General features: G+C 71.7%; 16 protein-coding genes and 1 pseudogene. 3 read left to right on the top strand and 14 right to left on the bottom strand.

Going from position 1 to position 16,613, the window contains the following annotated elements; translation table 11 throughout:
• The 6 genes and pseudogenes from J7E86_RS16795 to J7E86_RS16770 form a co-directional block, all read right to left on the bottom strand.
• Positions 1-681, bottom strand: a pseudogene (locus J7E86_RS16795) (5,6-dimethylbenzimidazole synthase); the annotation flags it as partial.
• A 218-nt stretch (positions 682-899) separates the two neighbouring features.
• Positions 900-2,156: a precorrin-6y C5,15-methyltransferase (decarboxylating) subunit CbiE gene (gene cbiE, locus J7E86_RS16790; RefSeq protein WP_215082498.1), complete on the bottom strand. Its 1,257-nt coding sequence runs from the start codon at positions 2,154-2,156 to the stop codon at positions 900-902.
• Between the two features lie 154 nt (positions 2,157-2,310).
• Positions 2,311-2,952: a GNAT family N-acetyltransferase gene (locus tag J7E86_RS16785; protein ID WP_215082497.1), complete on the bottom strand. Its 642-nt coding sequence runs from the start codon at positions 2,950-2,952 to the stop codon at positions 2,311-2,313.
• Between the two features lie 178 nt (positions 2,953-3,130).
• Positions 3,131-4,000 (bottom strand): MetQ/NlpA family ABC transporter substrate-binding protein, encoded by an 870-nt coding sequence (locus J7E86_RS16780; protein WP_215082496.1) that lies wholly within the window; start codon positions 3,998-4,000, stop codon positions 3,131-3,133.
• Between the two features lie 91 nt (positions 4,001-4,091).
• Entirely contained in the window at positions 4,092-4,832 is a 741-nt protein-coding gene (locus J7E86_RS16775) for a methionine ABC transporter permease (protein WP_215082495.1), read from the bottom strand.
• Positions 4,829-5,878 carry a methionine ABC transporter ATP-binding protein gene (locus J7E86_RS16770; RefSeq protein ID WP_215082494.1) on the bottom strand — a complete coding sequence of 350 codons (1,050 nt, stop codon included), beginning with the start codon at positions 5,876-5,878 and terminating at the stop codon, positions 4,829-4,831. The genes J7E86_RS16775 and J7E86_RS16770 overlap by 4 nt, the downstream gene beginning before the upstream one ends.
• 616 nt (positions 5,879-6,494) lie before the next feature.
• Here J7E86_RS16770 and J7E86_RS16765 point away from each other — a divergent pair.
• Complete coding sequence (locus tag J7E86_RS16765; RefSeq protein WP_215082493.1) at positions 6,495-6,854, top strand: hypothetical protein; 360 nt, start codon at positions 6,495-6,497, stop codon at positions 6,852-6,854.
• Between the two features lie 2 nt (positions 6,855-6,856).
• Complete coding sequence (locus tag J7E86_RS16760; protein ID WP_215082492.1) at positions 6,857-7,282, top strand: hypothetical protein; 426 nt, start codon at positions 6,857-6,859, stop codon at positions 7,280-7,282.
• On the opposite strand, the gene J7E86_RS16755 is transcribed toward J7E86_RS16760, so the two are convergent.
• The 3 genes from J7E86_RS16755 to J7E86_RS16745 form a co-directional block, all read right to left on the bottom strand.
• Entirely contained in the window at positions 7,279-7,884 is a 606-nt protein-coding gene (locus J7E86_RS16755) for a GNAT family N-acetyltransferase (protein ID WP_308312618.1), read from the bottom strand. The genes J7E86_RS16760 and J7E86_RS16755 overlap by 4 nt on opposite strands.
• Positions 7,885-7,891: 7 nt before the next feature.
• Entirely contained in the window at positions 7,892-8,419 is a 528-nt protein-coding gene (locus J7E86_RS16750; protein WP_215082490.1) for a sigma-70 family RNA polymerase sigma factor, read from the bottom strand.
• A 113-nt stretch (positions 8,420-8,532) separates the two neighbouring features.
• Complete coding sequence (locus J7E86_RS16745) at positions 8,533-9,702, bottom strand: glycerophosphodiester phosphodiesterase (protein WP_215082489.1); 1,170 nt, start codon at positions 9,700-9,702, stop codon at positions 8,533-8,535.
• Between the two features lie 230 nt (positions 9,703-9,932).
• On the opposite strand from J7E86_RS16745, the gene J7E86_RS16740 reads away from it, so the two are divergent.
• Positions 9,933-10,610 (top strand): 1-acyl-sn-glycerol-3-phosphate acyltransferase, encoded by a 678-nt coding sequence (locus tag J7E86_RS16740; RefSeq protein ID WP_251019246.1) that lies wholly within the window; start codon positions 9,933-9,935, stop codon positions 10,608-10,610.
• 36 nt (positions 10,611-10,646) lie between these two features.
• On the opposite strand, the gene J7E86_RS16735 is transcribed toward J7E86_RS16740, so the two are convergent.
• From J7E86_RS16735 to J7E86_RS16715, 5 genes are all read right to left on the bottom strand, one after another.
• Entirely contained in the window at positions 10,647-11,474 is an 828-nt protein-coding gene (locus tag J7E86_RS16735) for an alpha/beta fold hydrolase (RefSeq protein ID WP_215082487.1), read from the bottom strand.
• A 187-nt stretch (positions 11,475-11,661) separates the two neighbouring features.
• The gene (locus tag J7E86_RS16730; protein WP_215082486.1) at positions 11,662-13,200 is read right to left on the bottom strand and encodes an MFS transporter; all 1,539 of its coding nucleotides are present in this window, start codon (positions 13,198-13,200) and stop codon (positions 11,662-11,664) included.
• Positions 13,197-13,745 (bottom strand): TetR/AcrR family transcriptional regulator, encoded by a 549-nt coding sequence (locus J7E86_RS16725; protein WP_215082485.1) that lies wholly within the window; start codon positions 13,743-13,745, stop codon positions 13,197-13,199. The genes J7E86_RS16730 and J7E86_RS16725 overlap by 4 nt, the downstream gene beginning before the upstream one ends.
• Before the next feature lie 76 nt (positions 13,746-13,821).
• Entirely contained in the window at positions 13,822-15,264 is a 1,443-nt protein-coding gene (gene argH, locus J7E86_RS16720) for an argininosuccinate lyase (RefSeq protein WP_215082484.1), read from the bottom strand.
• 73 nt (positions 15,265-15,337) lie between these two features.
• On the bottom strand, positions 15,338-16,534 hold the full coding sequence (locus J7E86_RS16715; RefSeq protein WP_215082483.1) for an argininosuccinate synthase: 1,197 nt from the start codon (positions 16,532-16,534) through the stop codon (positions 15,338-15,340).
• Positions 16,535-16,613 lie beyond the last annotated feature (79 nt).

Raw genomic sequence — 16,613 nt, 5'->3', positions numbered from 1 at the left:
CGCCGGGGGCGCCACGGGCTCGGGCGCCACGGGCGCGGGGGCTGACGTCGTCTCACCATCCGCGGTGGCCGGGGCAGGGGCGTCGGCGACTATCGACGGCGTGGCCACGGCCTGCGGCGGCACGTACGCGGCGGGCGCGACGGGGGCCTGCTGCGGCTGGGCGTCCCAGGTGCCCGGCTGCTGCTGCGGTACCTCGCCCAGGCGCGGCGTCTGCCCGTCGTGGGCGACGTCGAGGTATTCGGGGCCCGTGGTGGGCGGGCCGGCGTGGCGGGCCGGGGCGGGGGCCGCGGGACCGCGGTCGGCGAGGGAGCGCACGATTCCGCCGGTGGGGTCGGGCACGGGCGGGCCCATGTGCAGCGGGCGGCGCGGGGGCGCGGCGGCGGGCGGCGGTGTGCGGACGTCGCCGTAGTCGACCGAGCCCGTGTCGCGGCCGCCGGTCTCGTGCGTACCGCCCTGGGCGGCCGGCTGCTCCATCCACGCGCCCTGGGCGCCCGGCATCAGCAGGAGGTCGTCCTCTTCCGCGCCGTCCGCCTCCGCGCCGTCGGCGTGGTCGTGGAAGGTGTAGGCGGTGGGGGCTCCGGGATCGGCAGGGGCTACGGCGTCCGCGGGGAACGGGTGGCCGGGCAGCGCGCCTGCGTTCTCCGGCTGTCCCTCGCCCGGGAACTGGCCGGTGTCGGTCATGCGTACCCCTCGCCCATCGGTAGTGCTCCTTCCAACCGCTCACGCCCATAGTCAAGAACGAGCGTCCGTGCCTCGCGGCACGTTGCATGTCGCCCGCCCCTACCTTGCCGTGCTCCCGCCAAAAGGAGGGTGCGTTCGGGACATTGACGACTGTGGTGTCGGACACCGGGGGGCGGTACAACGATCCGCCAGCCTACCCTCCGCCCGGCGGAGCAAGGTCACAGGTGGGTTCGGCGGCCGCTCAGCAGGAAGGTGACGGACCGCTCGCGTTCGGTCCAGGCGCCGGTGTCGAGCTCCACGGCCTGGAGCAGGGCGCACTCGACGGCGTAGCCACCCTCGGCGAGGGCCCGGCCGATGGCCTCCGCCTCGTCGCGGGTGGCGGCGTGGGTGACGATCCGCTCGGGGCGGCGGGCGGCGCAGGCGGCGACGACGGCGGCCCCTCCGCCGCCGACGCGGACGACGTCGGGTTCGGGGAGGTCCTCCAGGACGAGCGGCGCGGTGCCGTGGACGATCTGGAGCTGGACGCCGTAGCGGCGGGCGGAGGCGGTGGTGCGGGCGCAGGCGTCCGGGTCGCGGTCGACGGCGATGACGGCGGCGCCGAACCGGGCGGCCTCGACGGAGGCGGCGCCGCTGCCCGAGCCGATGTCCCACACGAGGTCGCCGACGCGGGGGCCGAGGCGGGCGAGCTGGGCGGCGCGCAGTTCGGTGGACTCGCCCTCGCCGAGGTCGGAGCCGTAGGCGTCGGCGGGCAGGGCCCAGCCGCGGACGGCCGGCGGGTAGTTGGGGTCGCGGCCGGCGATCCAGCCGCCGGACCGGGAGCGGGCGGCACCCCAGCCCTCGGCGGTGGGCTGTACGGCGCCGACGCCGGGGCCGGTACCGCCGATGACGATGACGACGTTGGGGTCGCGCCAGGCGTGGTCGGCGGCCTTGTCGGAGGTGAGGACGGTGACCTGTTCGCGCTCGGTGCCCAGTTCCTCGCAGATGACGAAGGTGCGGTGGACCGGTCCGAGCAGGAGGGCGAGTTCGGCGGGGCCGGCGCCGGGCGAGGTGAGGACGGCGACCTTGGTGTGCGCGCGGCAGACGTTGACGGCGCGCCGCAGGTCGCGGCTGTGGGCGACGACGACCTGCGCGTCGTCCCAGGGCATGCCGGCGCGGGCGAAGGCGGCGGCGACGGAGGAGACCGCGGGCACCACTTCGACCTCCAGGCCGTGCTGGGGTGCGCGCAGGGTGCGTACGACGCCGAAGTAGCCGGGGTCGCCGTCGGCCAGGACCACGGCGGAGCCGCGGTGTCCGGCGATGCGGCGGGCGGCGAGGTCGAGGCTGCCGAGCCGGACGCGTTCGGCGGCGGCGGGGATCTCGGGGAGCGCCAGGTGGTGCGCGGAGCCGGCCACGAGGGTGGCGGCGGCGAGGGCGGAACGGGCCGCTTCCGTCAGCGGTGAGCCGTCCCACCCGATCACCGTGACCCGGTCGGCCATCGTCGTCATACTCCTGGGCTTGTCGCGGGGGTTGCCTCCCGGCCGTGCCGGAAAGGGGAGCCCGTGGCGGTGCGGGCACGGTGAGAGTACCCCGATTGGTCCGTACCGGACCGGTTCGGGCCGGAGCGGATCGTGCGGGGTGGGGGGACGGCGGTCAGCGCCAGTCGGTGAAGGCTCCGGCGTAGCCGGTTCCGCCGGCGTGCTGTTCGCGTACCTCGTCGAGGTCCTCGGGCAGCAGGCTCCAGACGATGAGGTCGGTGCGGATCTCGGTCCAGCCGCCGTCCTCGGTGCGGCTGCGCGCTATCCAGGCGTTCCGCAGCACGCCCTCGCTGACGCAGCCGACCTTCTGGGCGACCTGCTGGGAGGCGGTGTTGTCGGCGGGGGTGCGCAGTTCCAGCCGCTCGAACTTCTGGTCGTGGAAGAGCCACTCGGCGACGGCCTGTACGGATTCGCAGGCGTAGCCCTCGCCGCGGGCCCAGGGGGCGACGACGTAGTCGATCTCGGCGGAGAGGGTGCGCCAGTCGGTGTGGTGCAGGTGCACGCGGCCGACGAGGCGGTGGGTGAGGAACTCGGTGACCGCAAAGACGATTCCGCGGCCGGCGGTGCGCTCGGCGGGTGCCTGGCGCAGGGCCCAGTCGCGGGCGTGGGCGGTGGTGTAGGGAAGGGGGGCGGCGATCCAGGCGGTGACCTGTTCGTCGCTCATCATTTCCGTGAGCGCGGGGATGTCCTCCGCGTCGAACGGGCGCAGCACCAGCCGGTCCGTACTGATGGAGATGTCCGGGAAGGTGGATGTCATGCGCTTCTCCAACGCCGGGGAGGGTGGGCTCGGGACGTGTGGAGTCCCGGCTTGAGTGCACCAGCATGCAGCATCGATGCGTGGCCGCGCCAAGCGCGTCCCCGTACGGCCGCAGGCCCGCGTACCCCGAGGGGTGCGCGGGCCTGCGGCCGTACGGGCGAGGGAAGCTGTCGGAGGGTCAGCTCTTGACGGCGCCGAAGGCGGGGAGGACGGCACCGTTGCTGTACTTCTGCTCGATGAACTTCTTGACCTCGTCGGAGTTCAGGAGCTTGGCGAGCTTGGCGATGCGCGGGTCGGCCTCGTTGCCCTTCTTCACGGCGAGGAAGTTGGCGTAGGGGTTGCCCTCGGCCTTCTCCAGGGCGATGGAGTCCTTGGCCGGGTTGAGCTTGGCGCCGATGGCGAAGTTGCCGTTGATGACGGCGGCGTCGACGTCGGCGAGGCGGGAGGGGATCTGGTCGGCCGCCAGCTCGGTGAACTTGACGCCCTTCTTGTCCTCGACGTCCGCGAGCTTGGCCTCGGCGCCGACGCCGTCCTTCAGCTTGATGACGCCGTTGTCGGCGAGCAGCTTGAGCGCCCGGCCCTCGTTGGTGGCGTCGTTGGGCACGGCGATGGTGCCGCCGGCGAGGTCGGCGAGCTTCTTGTCCTTCTTGGTGTAGAGGCCCAGCGGCTCGATCTCGACGTTGACGACCGGCACGATGTCGGTCTTGTTCTTCTTGTTGAAGTCGTCGAGGTAGGGCTTGTGCTGGAAGAAGTTGGCGTCGACCTCGCCGTTCTGGGTGGCGGTGTTGGGCAGGACGTAGTCCTGGAACTCGCGCACCTCCAGCTTGAGCCCGGCCTTCTCGGCGAGGTTGTCGCGGACGTACTTGAGGATGTCGCCGTGCGGGGTGGGGCTGGCGGCGACGGTGAGCTTGGCCGTGGGGTCGGCGTCCTTGCCCTTCTTCTCCGAGCTGCTGGAGGAGGTGTCGGACGGGGCGCTGCACGCGCTCAGGCCGAGGGTGAGGGCGGCTGCGGCGGCGACGGCGGCGGTGAGCTTGACGGTGGTACGCACGAAGAGTGCCTCTTTCTTGGTGTCACGAGGTGTTGCCGCCCGGCAAAGGGTCCGGGCTCGTGGGGTTCGGGGACGGCCGGGGGCCGTCGGGTCAGGAAGCCTTGGTGAGTTCCGGGGTCTCGGTGGCCCTGGCGATCCGGAGCCGGCGCAGGCCCACGGGGGCGGCGCCGCGGCCGCCGCGGCCGGCGATGCGGCGTACGGCCAGGTCGCCGGCGAGCTGGACGGCGGTCACGATGACGATCAGCAGGACGATGGTGATGTTCATCAGGCCGGTCTCGTGGCGCTGGAAGCCGTAGGCGATGGCGAGGTTGCCGAGGCCGCCGCCGCCGACCGCGCCGGCCATCGCGGAGTAGCCGATGAGGGCGATGACGGTGGTGGTCAGGCCGGCGATGAGCGAGGGCAGGGCCTGCGGGAGGAGGACCTTGAGGACGACGGTCCAGGTGCCGCCGCCCATCGACTGGGCGGCTTCGACCAGGCCGTTGTCGACCTCGCGGACGGCGGTCTCGACGAGGCGGGCGAAGAACGGGATGGCGCCGACGGCGAGGGCGACCACGGCGGCGCTGGGGCCGATGGAGGTGCCGACGACGAGGCGGCTGAAGGGGATCAGCCACACCAGGAGGATGATGAAGGGCAGCGAGCGGCCGAGGTTGACGACCACGCCGATGACCTTGTTCACCACGACGTTCTGGAGCAGGGCGCCGCGGTCGGTGAGGACCAGCAGCAGGCCCAGCGGGAGGCCGCCGACGATGGCGTAGATCGTGGACCACCACACCATGAAGAGGGTGTCCAGACAGGCGTCGCGCAGCAGGGGCTGCATCTCGGACCAGGTCACTTGGCACCTTCCTTGAGGAGCTCGTCGGCGGGTGCCGGGATGTGCACGGGGGCCACCTCGACCTGCAGGCCCTGCTCGCGCAGGAAGCCGATCGGGACGACGTTCTCCTCGAAGCGGCCGGGCAGCTCGATGCGCATGCGGCCGACCTGCTTGCCGGCGACGGTGTCCATCGCGGCGCCCAGGATGGAGATGTCGATGTTGTACGTGCGCGACAGCTGGGAGATGACCGGCTGGGTCGCGGCCTCGCCGTGGAAGGTGACGTCCACGACCGTACGGTCCGCGCCGGAGGGCTCGCCGCCGACGGGGAAGAGTTCGGCGGCCAGTTCGGAGCCGGGGGTGGCGAGCAGTGCGGAGACGGTGCCGGACTCCACGACGCGGCCGCCCTTCATCAGGGCCGCGGAATCGCAGATCGTCTTGACGACCTCCATCTCGTGGGTGATGAGGAGGACGGTGAGGCCGAGCTGCTGGTTGAGGTCGCGCAGCAGCTGGAGGATGGAGCGGGTGGTCTCCGGGTCGAGCGCGGAGGTCGACTCGTCGGAGAGCAGCACCTTGGGGTCGCCGGCGAGGGCGCGGGCGATGCCCACGCGCTGCTTCTGGCCGCCGGAGAGCTGGGCGGGGTAGGCCCTGGCCTTGTCGGCGAGGCCGACGAGGTCGAGGAGTTCGAGTGCCTTGCGGCTGCGCTCCTTGCCGGAGACGCCGAGGATCTCCAGCGGGAGTTCGATGTTGCCCTGCACGGTGCGCGAGGAGAGCAGGTTGAAGTGCTGGAAGACCATGCCGATGTGGCTGCGGGCCGCGCGCAGTTCCCTGTTGGCGCGGGGGCCGCGGCCGGCGAGGGCGGTGAGGTCCCGGCCGTCCACGGTGACCGTGCCGGAGCTGGGGCGCTCCAGGAGGTTGACGCAGCGGATGAGGGTCGACTTGCCGGCGCCGCTCTGTCCGACGACGCCGTACACCTCGCCCTCACGCACATGGAGTTCGACGCCGTCGAGGGCGGTGACCTCGCGGCCGCGTGAGCGGTAGACCTTTGTCAGGCCCGTAGTGGTGATCACAGGGGTTTCCGTCACTGTCGAGTGCGCGGCGGTGGTGGTGCCGGCACGGGCATGCATTGCGGAACGCGGCATCGGTGAGCCCCGGGGGCGCGCGGTGCGCGGTGGTCGGGGGTTTTCGGGTGACGCGGGGCGGAGCGGTTCCGTACCGCGTCCGGCGGGGACGCGGTGCGGGCTCTACGGGTCTCGCTTCGGGGCGCGAGGCACGGAACGGGGGCCCTCAGCAGTCACACATTCGACACATGCGACGGGCAGCACCGGGCGTCGTCATCGCCTCGGTCGCAAGAATGCGGGTGCTCGTCGTGGTCATGCGGGAAAGTAAAACAGACGGATGTGCGGACCGGCCAAGCCTGTCCGAATAGCGGACATGCTTGCCCGGTCCGTGGACACGACCCTTGGCCCGCCGATGATCTTCACGGCCCTCGCGGCCTGCGCGGACACGGCCGGGCGGGCCCGGTGGGCGCCCGCGCCGGGAGCCGTCCACCGGTCCTTTGTGGCCAAGGCCACGGCGGGCGCCGCGCACGCCCGGGGTCGCGCGCGGAGCGCGGGCGGCGGGCCATTAAAGTCGTCCCATGCTCGACAAGCCCCATCCGCACGCCCGCGCCGCGCGGGGGCCACGGTGATCGACGCGCTGACGCTCGCCGTCGGCCTGACCGCCCTCGCCCTGGCCGGCTGGTGCGGCGTCGCCTTCTCGCGCGACGAGCCGACCAAGGACTGGCACTTCATCGGCATGGCCGTGGTGGCCGTCCTGACCCTCGTCCAGCTCGTCATCGGCGTGGTGTGCCTCGGCGGCGGCGACCGCCCCGCGCAGGGCACCGCGATCTTCGTGGCGTATCTGCTGGGTTCGGCGGCCGCCGTCCCGGCCGCCGGCTTCATGTCGCTGGCCGAGCGCACCCGCTGGGGCTCGGCCACCGTGGCGGCGGGCGCCGTGATCCTGGCCGTGCTCGAAGTGCGGCTGTACGACATCTGGGGAGGCTGACCATGTCCGGTCCCGTGGCGGACGACAAGCCCGCCTTCAACCTCGGCGAGGGGCCGGGCCGTCTGCTGGTCTGGCTCTACGGCGTGTTCACCGTGGCCGCCGGGTCCCGCTCGATCGTGCAGATGATCGTGGACTTCGGCCGGGCGCCACTGGCCTACGTCCTGTCGGCGATCGCCGCGGTGGTGTACGCCTTCATCACGTACTCCCTGGTCCGTGGCGGACCGGCGGCCCGCAGGGCGGCGCTGGTGTGCTGCGCCGCCGAGCTGGCCGGCGTGCTGGTCGTCGGGACCTGGACCCTCGTCGCGCCGTCGGCCTTCCCCGACGCGACGGTGTGGTCCGACTACGGGATGGGCTACCTCTTCATCCCGGTGATCCTGCCCGTGACCGCCATGGTCTGGCTGCGCCGGGCGGTCCCGGACACCCCCTAGGCGCTCCGGGCGAGGGCGGCGGCCTCCTGCCGCGCGTCACCGTGCACGGACGCGGCGCCCTTCTCCAGGGTCACCAGCGTGATCTTGCGGGTGAGCTGCTCGGTGGCCACGGGCTCGTACCCCCACTTGCGGTACAAGCGCAGATTGCCCTCGTTGCGGTGACCGGCGGCGAGCCGGTAGCGCCGGGCGGACCGTTCGGCCGCGAGCCGCTCCTCGACGGCGGCCAGCAGCCGTCCGCCGAGGCCGTGCCGCTGCATCCTCGGGTGGACCATCAGCCCGGAGATCACGGCCGTGCCGTCGCCGTCGACGGTGGCGCGGACCGAGCCGACGACCTCGTCGCCGAGCCGGGCCACCAGCACCGGTCCGGCGTCCAGTTCGGCGCGCAGGTCGGCGAGGCTCTGGGTGAGGGGGGCCAGGGAGTAGTCGCCGTAGAGCTCGGCCTCCCCCTGGTAACACAGGTACTGAAGTTTGAGGATCCGCTCGGCATCGTCCTCGGTCGCCGCAGCGATGGTCACGCTCATGCCCATGTGCGCACGCCTCCCCTTTTCGGTTCGGTCCGCCCTGACAGGAGCCGTCGCTGAGGCACGCCGTCTCCATGGCACCGGTTGTCTACCGCTCCTTTCCCCAACGTCCAGGAGCCGCAACCTCCGCCGTGAGCATTCTGCGCAGGCAACCAAGGCAACGGGAACGTACCGGCCCCAAAGATCCTTGTGACATTCCCAACTCGCCTGCGATTTCTCGGTACGTCGGGTCGCTGCGGGACAGCAGCGCGCCCAGCAGCCGGGGGCAGCGGCCGGGCAGCCGGCGCACGGCCGCCCGCAGCACCCGCCCTTCCTCGGCGGCCAGCACCGCCTGTTCGACACAGGAGCCGGGGCCGCCCGACGGTTCGCCGGCGGTCGGGTCGTAGAGCACCTCGCGCCGGGCCCGGCGGCGCGCCACGCGGGCCTCGGCCCGTACCGCGGCGCGTATCCGCAGGGCGACGGCGGGGCGGCTGCGGGTGGTGGCCCGGTCGCTCAGCAGCCGGACCCAGACGGCCTGTTCGAGGTCGGCGGCCTCGATGCCGGCGGCCGGCGCCTCCGCCGCGCACTCCGCCGCCAGCAGCGGGCGCAGCGCGGTAAGAAGATCGTTCGGTGTCATGACCGGCGGGACGTGGTCACCCCTCCCGCCGGTTGCCGTCGGGGCGCGCGGTCACTCGTCCGAGTGAGTTCCCGCGCGGGCGGCGCCGCGCGCCCCTATGTGATGGCTTTCCGTTACTTCTTGACGAAGTCCGCGCGCGCGATGACCGCGGTGTCGCAGTTGTCCGAGAAGATGCCGTCGATGCCGGTGGCGAAGTAGACCGCGAACGCGCCGAGGGCGTCACCGTAGGCGTTGGGATCGGTGCCGCGGCGGAAGTCCGCCGGCAGGAAGCTGTTCTCGTTGCGCATGGTGTACGGGTGGAGGATCAGGCCCTGGGCGTGGGCGTCGCGCACCAGGGTGGTCGGCTTGGTGAGCTTGTCGTTCTTGTCCCGGGGGATGATCAGGTTCAGCCAGGGGCCGATGCCCTGGGCGAATCCGGAGACCCACTTCAGGCCCTTGGGCGTGATGAGGTCGGCGACCGTGCGCGGGTCCTTGGCCTCGGTGAAGTCCCAGGGGCGGGTGGTGAGGTCGTCCAGCAGGAGCACCTTGGGGCAGTCGACGCCCAGCTTGTTCAGCCGCTGGAGGCTGCTGGGCTCGAAGGACTGCAGGAGGGTGTGGGCGTTGCGGCCGGCCCGCCCGTAGCGGCGCAGCAGCGTGGCGAGCCGCTCCTCCAGGCCCAGCCCGGCCTTGCGGAAGTAGGTGGGGTGCTTGGTCTCGATGTGCAGCCAGACCCGGCGGCCGCGCTTGCGGCCCTGCTCGTCGGCCCACTTCAGGACCTCTTCGAAGGTCGGCACCTGCCAGTGGCCGTCGTAGAGGGTGTTGTGCTGGCGGGTGCCCGGGATGCGTTCCTTGGCGCGCAGCGTCCGCAGTTCGGCGAGGGTGAAGTCCTCGGTGAACCAGCCGGTGTGCGCCTCGCCGTCGACGGTCTTCGTCGTCTTGCGGGAGGCGAATTCGGGGTGGTCGGCGACGTTCGTGGTGGCGGTGATGTCGTTCTCGTGCCGGCAGACGAGGTGGCCGTCCTTGGTGGGCACCAGGTCCTGCTCGATGACGTCCGCGCCGTTGTCGAGGGCGAACTGGTAGGAGCCGAGAGTGTGCTCGGGCCGGTAGCCGCTGCCGCCGCGGTGTCCGATGACGGTCGGGACGGGCAGGTCCTTGTACGAGCCGGAGTCCCCGTGCCCATGTCCGTTCCCGCGCGACGCCGCCGACGCCTGGCCGGCTCCGCCGCCGAGGACGACCGCTCCCGCCCCGAGGGCGGCCGCCGCCCCGAGGAGGGTGCGCCTGCCCGGCCGGTGCTCCTGCTGCATGAACGCTCCTTGCTTGTGTGCTCCGGTGCCTGTCCGGCACCTGTCAGACGCGCCGATCGTAGACACGTACGACTTACCTGAGGGAAGACGTAGGTCAAACAGGTTTCAAACTCACGTCAACACTGCGTATCAGGGGCATGAACCCGGTGTGCGCACCACCGGTACCGGCGAGTATGGTCAGCCCCTGCGCAGGCATGCGCCACACCCGACCATCACGACCGGAGGGCCCGTTGTCCCGCATCTTGCTGAAGGCGATTCTCGGATTGCTCCTGCGCGTCCTTTACCGCCCCAAGGTCGAGGGCACGGAGCGCATTCCCGGAAGCGGTCCGGTGATCCTCGCCGGCAGCCACGTCACCTTCGTCGACTCGCTCGTCCTCGCGCTGGTCGTCAAGCGTCAGGTCTTCTTCATCGGCAAGGACGAGTACGTCACGGGCAAGGGCGTCAAGGGCCGGCTGATGGCGTGGTTCTTCACCTCGTCCGGCATGATCCCGGTGGACCGCGACGGCGGCCGCGGCGGTGTCGCGGCACTGATGACGGGCAAGCGGGTGCTGGACGAGGGCAAGGTGTTCGGGATCTACCCCGAGGGCACCCGCTCCCCCGACGGCCGGCTCTACCGCGGCCGCACCGGCATCGCCCGCCTCGCGCTGATGACGGGCGCGCCGGTGGTGCCGTTCGCGATGCTCGGCATGGACAAGGTGCAGCCGGGCGGCAAGGGCATGCTCCGGATCGCGCCGGTGACCGTGTGCTTCGGCGAGCCGCTGGACTTCTCCCGCTACGAGGGCATGGACCGCGACCGCTATGTGCTGCGCGCCGTCACCGACGAGGTCATGAGCGAGGTCATGCGCCTGTCGGGCCAGGAGTACGTGGACGTGTACGCCACCAAGGCGCGGGAGACCAAGGCCGCCTGACGGGCGTTCACGCGCGCTCGCTCCTGACCCGGGACACTAGGCCCGGCCGACGCACTGAGGCTGGAAGCCCGGGTCGGCCGGGCCCTTGTGCGCCAGGGCGTCGAGCACCCACTGGGCGACGACCGGGTCCTTGGTCGCCTGGTCGTGCATGTAGATGTCGAGCGGGCACTTGTCCTGGAGGACGATGTTGGTGAGGTGCTCGGCGGGGCCGGTCAGCAGTGCGCTGGTGTAGGGGATGACGACCTCGTCGTAGCGGGTGGTGATCACCGTGTAGTCCGGGCCGGCCGGGGTCTCCTCGCCCGCGTTGAGCTTCTGGAGCAGCGGCGAGCCGACCTGCTGGTCGACGCAGGAGGGGCAGATCGTCCAGCCGGCGGCGATGGCCAGCGGGTTCTTGGTGCCGTGGTTGGAGGGGACGATGCCGACGAGGTCGTCGACCTTGTCCGCGCCGCCGAGGAACTTCACGTAGTAGCGCGGCATCATGCCGCCCTGGCTGTGGCCGACGATGTCGACCTTCCCGGCGCCCGTCGCGCCCCGCACGGCCTCGACGAAGTCCCTGAGCTCGGCCGCGGCCTGCGGGATGGGGTCGGTCTCCATGTGCCCGTAGTTGAAGGCGAAGACGCAGTAGCCCGCCTCCTTGAGCTTCGGCGAGAGCTTGGCCCAGTTCTCGGCCATCAGCTTGAACGTGCCGTTGACCAGCACGACGGGCTGCGGGTGCGCCGAGTCCGGCTTGCACGACCAGTCGTTGGCGCCGCGCGGCGGGATGTCGAGGACGGAGGCGGAGGCGGGAGTCGCGAGGCCCGTGAGACCCAGGGCGGCGGTGGCCGCCGCGGCGAGCAGGAATCTGGCTGTCTTGCGCATACGCATGTGGGGGATCCCTTAGATGCACGGACTCTCGTCCGAACCGTGTTCGACATTGTCGACCAGTGGTCGAGATCGTTCCTTGCGCATAAGGAACGCGTCAAGCGCAATTGTTTACGGAAAAGTCACACGGGCCGGGGCTTGCCGCCCCGGCCCGGCGTGTTGTTTGCTGCTCACTTGAGCCGGGTGGCGCTCAGTGATCCTTGGCGCCTTCTTCCAGCTTCTGGCCGCGCAGCAGGAACCATGCCGCGACCGCGGTCGCGAGCAGCACCACCGCACCGACGCCCGAGGCGATCCGCAGCCCCTCGACGAAGGCGTCCTGGGCCGAGGTGAGCAGTTCCCGCCCGGTCGCGCCGGGCAGTTCGGCCGCCGCCTCGACCGCGCCGCCGAGGGAGTCGTGCGCGTCGGCGGCCACCCCGGCCGGCACCCCGGTGGGGGTGGCGAAGCCGCGGTAGACGCCGGTGACGATCGAGCCCAGCAGCGCGATGCCGAGCGCCGCGCCGAGCTCGTACGCCGTCTCCGAGACCGCGGAGGCCGCGCCCGCCTGTTCCTTGGGCACGCTGGAGAGGATCACGTCCGCGGTGACGGTGAAGGAGAACCCGGCACCGACGCCGACGACCAGCAGCACGGCACCGAGCACGGGATAGGCGGTGCCGGCCTGGAGCCAGACGAGCACCGCGAGGGCGATCCCGATCCCGCCGAGCCCGCCGGCCACCACCGACCGCACCGACCAGCGCCGGGCGGCGTGCCCGGCGAGCAGGCCCGCCGTCACCGCGCCGACGGCGGCGGGCAGCTCCGCCAGCCCCGCCTCCAGCGGATTGCGGTCCTGGACCAGCTGGAGGAACTGCGAGAGGAAGAAGACCAGTCCGGACAGACCGAGGATGGTCAGCAGGTCGGCGAGGACCGCCCCGGAGAACCCGCGGTGGTGGAAGAGCCGCATGTCCAGCAGGGGCTTGGGCAGCCTGAGCTGCCGCCGTACGAACCACGCCAGGGCCAGCACGCCGATGACGCCCGCCAGGGCGGACTCCCCTCGGAAGCCGTACGCCGCCGCCTCCTTGACCGCGTAGACCACGGCCACGATGCCGACCATCGACAGGACCACGCTGAGCAGGTCCCAGGGCCCGGGGGCCGGGTCGCGGGACTCGGGCAGCATCTTGACGCCGACCAGCACGAGCACGGCCATCACCGGCAGGTTGATCAGGAAGACCGAACCCCACCAGAAGTGGCCCAGCAGGAAGCCGCCCACGACGGGCCCGACGGCCGCGCCGGCCGAGGCCATCGCGCCCCAGATGCCGATGGCGAGGCTGCGCTCGCGGGGGTCGTGGAAGAGGTTGCGGATGAGGGCGAGGGTGGAGGGCATCAGCGTCGCGCCCGCCACGCCCAGCAGGGCCCGGGCGCCGATCATCATCTCGGGGCTGGTGGCGTAGGCGTTGAAGACGGACACCGCGCCGAACGCCACCGCGCCCCAGAGCAGCAGCTTCTTGCGGCCGATGCGGTCGCCGAGGCTGCCCATGGACACCAGGAGACCCGCGATGACGAAGGAGTAGATGTCGCCGATCCACAGCAGCTGGGTGCCCGAGGGGCGCAGGTCCTCGCTGAGGAAGGGGGTGGCGAGGCCGAGGACGGTGGCGTCGACGGCGACGAGGAGGACGGCCAGGACCAGGACGGCCAGCGCGAGCCAGCGTCCGGGACGCGGCACCTCCGGCGTGGGACTGTCGGCGTGGCTGGTCACGGTGCCATCCTCCGCTGCGCGCCGCCGAGCAGCAGCTCGGCGACCATGCGGGTGCGGTCCTTGGAGGCGACCCGGCCGTCCTGCACCGCCCACGCGCCGGCGCCGATCAGCCCGTAGAGGGCCTCGGTGAGCCAGGCGGACGAGAGGTCGAGGCGGAAGGCGCCCTCCTCCTGGCCCCGGCGGAAGAGGGCCCCCACGCGCGCGTCGAGCCGGTTCCAGCCCTCGTCGACCCCGGCTTCGTAGAGCTGGTTCTCGGTGAAGAGGAAGGCGATGATCCCCGCGACGGGTTCGGTGCTGCCGATCAGCCGGCGTACGGCGTCGGCGGCGTCGCCCTCCTCGATCCGGGCCTCGTCCAGGGCGTGCTCGAACCGCTGGATGCCCAGCTGTTCGAGGGCGCGTACGAGCGCGTCGCGCCCGGCGAAGTGACGGTGCAGGGTGGCGCGGCCGATACCGGCGGCCTTGGCGATCTCGTCCATGGAGGCGGTCGCCTTGCGGGTGAGCAGGGCGGCGGCCTCCGCGAGCACATGGTCACGGTCGACACTCATGAGACGACGATAACCCGAGTGAGACACTGTTGTCTCACTCGGGTGTTCGGCGTCTCATGTCGCAGGGCTTCGCGGCTCAGTGCCGCTTGGCGTCCGCCCATTCCCGCTGCACCGCGAGGTCGGCCTTGACCTCGGCCAGCTGGACGGCGACCGCCGACGGGGCCGTACCGCCGCGCCCGCTGCGCGAGGCGAGGGCTCCGGGGACGTTCAGCACGCCGCGGACCTCGGGCGTCAGGTGCGGCGAGATGGCGGCGAACTGCTCGTCGGTGAGCTGGTCGAGCTCGATGTCCCGCGCCTCGCACTCCTTGACGCACTCCCCCGCGACCTCGTGCGCCACACGGAACGGCACGCCCTGCCTGACCAGCCACTCGGCGATGTCGGTGGCCAGCGAGAAACCGGCGGGGGCCAGTTCCTCCATTCGGGCGCGGTTGACGGTGAGGGTCGCCATCATCCCCGTGAACGCCGGGAGGAGGACCTCCAGCTGGTCGCAGGAGTCGAAGACCGGCTCCTTGTCCTCCTGGAGGTCGCGGTTGTAGGCGAGCGGCAGCGCCTTGAGCGTCGCCAGCAGGCCGGTGAGGTTGCCGATCAGACGCCCGGACTTGCCGCGCGCCAGCTCGGCGATGTCCGGGTTCTTCTTCTGCGGCATGATCGAGGAGCCGGTGGAGAAGGCGTCGTGGAGGGTGACGAAGGAGAACTCCTTCGTGTTCCAGATGATGACCTCCTCGGCGATCCGCGAGAGGTCGACACCGATCATCGCCGTGATGAAGGCGAACTCCGCGACGAAGTCCCGCGAGGCCGTCCCGTCGATGGAGTTGCCCACCGAGCCGCGCTCGAAGCCGAGGTCGGCGGCGACCGCCTCCGGGTCCAGCCCGAGGGAGGAGCCGGCGAGGGCGCCCGAGCCGTACGGCGACACGGCCGTGCGATCGTCCCACTGCCGGAGCCGCTCGGCGTCCCGGCCGAGGGCCTGCACATGGGCCAGGACGTGGTGGGCGAAGAGCACCGGCTGGGCGTGCTGGAGGTGCGTACGGCCGGGCATGGCCACGTCCGCGTGCGCCTCCGCCAGGCCGACCAGGGCCTCCTGGAGGTCGGCGACCAGCGCGCCGATGACGCGGGCGTGGTCGCGCAGGTACATCCGGAAGAGCGTGGCGACCTGGTCGTTGCGGGACCGGCCGGCGCGCAGCTTGCCGCCGAGCTCCGGGCCGAGCCGCTCCAGCAGGCCGCGCTCCAGCGCGGTGTGCACGTCCTCGTCGGCGATGGTGCCGACGAAGGTCCCGGCCGTGACGTCGGCCTCCAGCAGGTCCAGGCCCTCGGCCATCCGGCGCAGCTCGTCGTCGGTGAGCAGCCCGGCCTTGCGCAGGACGCGGGCGTGGGCGCGGGAGCCGGCGATGTCGTACGGGGCCAGCCGCCAGTCGAAGTGGACGGAGGCGGAGAGCTTGGCGAGCGCCTCGGCCGGCCCGTCGGCGAACCGGCCGCCCCACAGCCGTACGCCGCCGGCGGGGGCCTGCGATCCGGTGGTCATCCTCGGTGTGCTCCTCGTCTGCGGCGGCGCGGGGCGCCGCCGGGGGGTGTCTGCCGTCGGTACGAGCCGCGGGCTACTGCGCGAGGTCCCGCTTCGCGGCGATCTTGCTCGACAGGCCGAAGATCTCGATGAACCCCTTCGACATGGACTGGTCGAAGGTGTCGCCGGTGTCGTAGGTGGCGAGGTTGAAGTCGTACAGCGACTTCTGGGACTTCCGGCCCGTGACCACGGCGCGGCCGCCGTGCAGGGTCATCCGGATGTCGCCGGTGACGTGCTCGTTGGCCTCGGCGATGAAGCCGTCCAGGGCCCGCTTGAGCGGGGAGAACCACAGGCCGTCGTAGACCAGCTCGGCCCACCGCTGCTCGACCTGCCGCTTGTAGCGGGCCAGCTCGCGCTCGACGGTGACGGCCTCCAGCTCCTGGTGGGCGGTGATCAGCGCGATCGCGCCGGGCGCCTCGTAGATCTCCCGGGACTTGATGCCGACCAGCCGGTCCTCGACCATGTCGAGCCGGCCGACACCCTGGGCACCGGCCCGGTCGTTGAGCTGCTGGATGGCCTGGAGCACGGTGACGGGCTTGCCGTCGATGGCGACCGGGACGCCCTGCTCGAAGCTGATGATCACCTCGTCGGCCTCCCGGGGGGCGGCCGGGTTCGCGGTGTAGTCGTAGACGTCCTCGATCGGGGCGTTCCAGATGTCCTCCAGGAAGCCGGTCTCCACGGCCCGCCCGAAGACGTTCTGGTCGATGGAGTACGGCGACTTCTTGGTGGTCGCGATCGGGAGGTTCTTGGCCTCGCAGAAGGCGATGGCCTTGTCCCGGGTCATGGCGTAGTCACGGACCGGGGCGATGCAGGTGAGCTCCGGCGCGAGCGAGGAGATGCCGGCCTCGAAGCGGACCTGGTCGTTGCCCTTGCCGGTGCAGCCGTGGGCGACGGTGGTCGCGCCGTGCTTCTTGGCGGCGGCGACGAGGTGCTTGACGATCGTCGGCCGGGAGAGGGCGGAGACCAGGGGGTACCGGTCCATGTAGAGGGCGTTGGCCTTGATCGCCGGGAGGCAGTACTCCTCGGCGAACTCGTCCTTGGCGTCCGCGACCTCCGCCTCGACCGCCCCGCAGGCGAGCGCGCGCTTGCGGATGACGTCCAGGTCCTCGCCGCCCTGGCCGACGTCCACGGCAACGGCGATGACCTCGGCGCCCGTCTCCTCGGCGATCCAGCCGATGGCGACGGAGGTGTCCAGACCGCCGGAGTAGGCGAGTACGACGCGCTCGGTCACGGGGTTCTCCTTACGGGTTGTGCATTCGGTGGTAGGCATAACTATGCACTGATCCGTATGTTTCGTCAATAGCTCGTGG

It is taken from the genome of Streptomyces sp. ISL-11, from assembly GCF_018614525.1.
Classification (GTDB): Bacteria; Actinomycetota; Actinomycetes; order Streptomycetales; family Streptomycetaceae; genus Streptomyces.
This window is presented reverse-complemented; position numbering and strand designations above follow the sequence as displayed.

What these genes read in the sequence shown, in the direction of transcription:
- cbiE (WP_215082498.1), bottom strand. Translation starts at nt 2,156, where the DNA reads ATGGCCGACCGGGTCACGGTGATCGGGTGGGACGGCTCACCGCTGACG.
- J7E86_RS16785 (WP_215082497.1), bottom strand. Translation starts at nt 2,952, where the DNA reads ATGACATCCACCTTCCCGGACATCTCCATCAGTACGGACCGGCTGGTG.
- J7E86_RS16760 (WP_215082492.1), top strand. Translation starts at nt 6,857, where the DNA reads ATGTCCGGTCCCGTGGCGGACGACAAGCCCGCCTTCAACCTCGGCGAG.
- J7E86_RS16750 (WP_215082490.1), bottom strand. Translation starts at nt 8,419, where the DNA reads ATGACACCGAACGATCTTCTTACCGCGCTGCGCCCGCTGCTGGCGGCG.
- J7E86_RS16745 (WP_215082489.1), bottom strand. Translation starts at nt 9,702, where the DNA reads ATGCAGCAGGAGCACCGGCCGGGCAGGCGCACCCTCCTCGGGGCGGCG.
- J7E86_RS16735 (WP_215082487.1), bottom strand. Translation starts at nt 11,474, where the DNA reads ATGCGTATGCGCAAGACAGCCAGATTCCTGCTCGCCGCGGCGGCCACC.
- J7E86_RS16725 (WP_215082485.1), bottom strand. Translation starts at nt 13,745, where the DNA reads ATGAGTGTCGACCGTGACCATGTGCTCGCGGAGGCCGCCGCCCTGCTC.
- argH (WP_215082484.1), bottom strand. Translation starts at nt 15,264, where the DNA reads ATGACCACCGGATCGCAGGCCCCCGCCGGCGGCGTACGGCTGTGGGGC.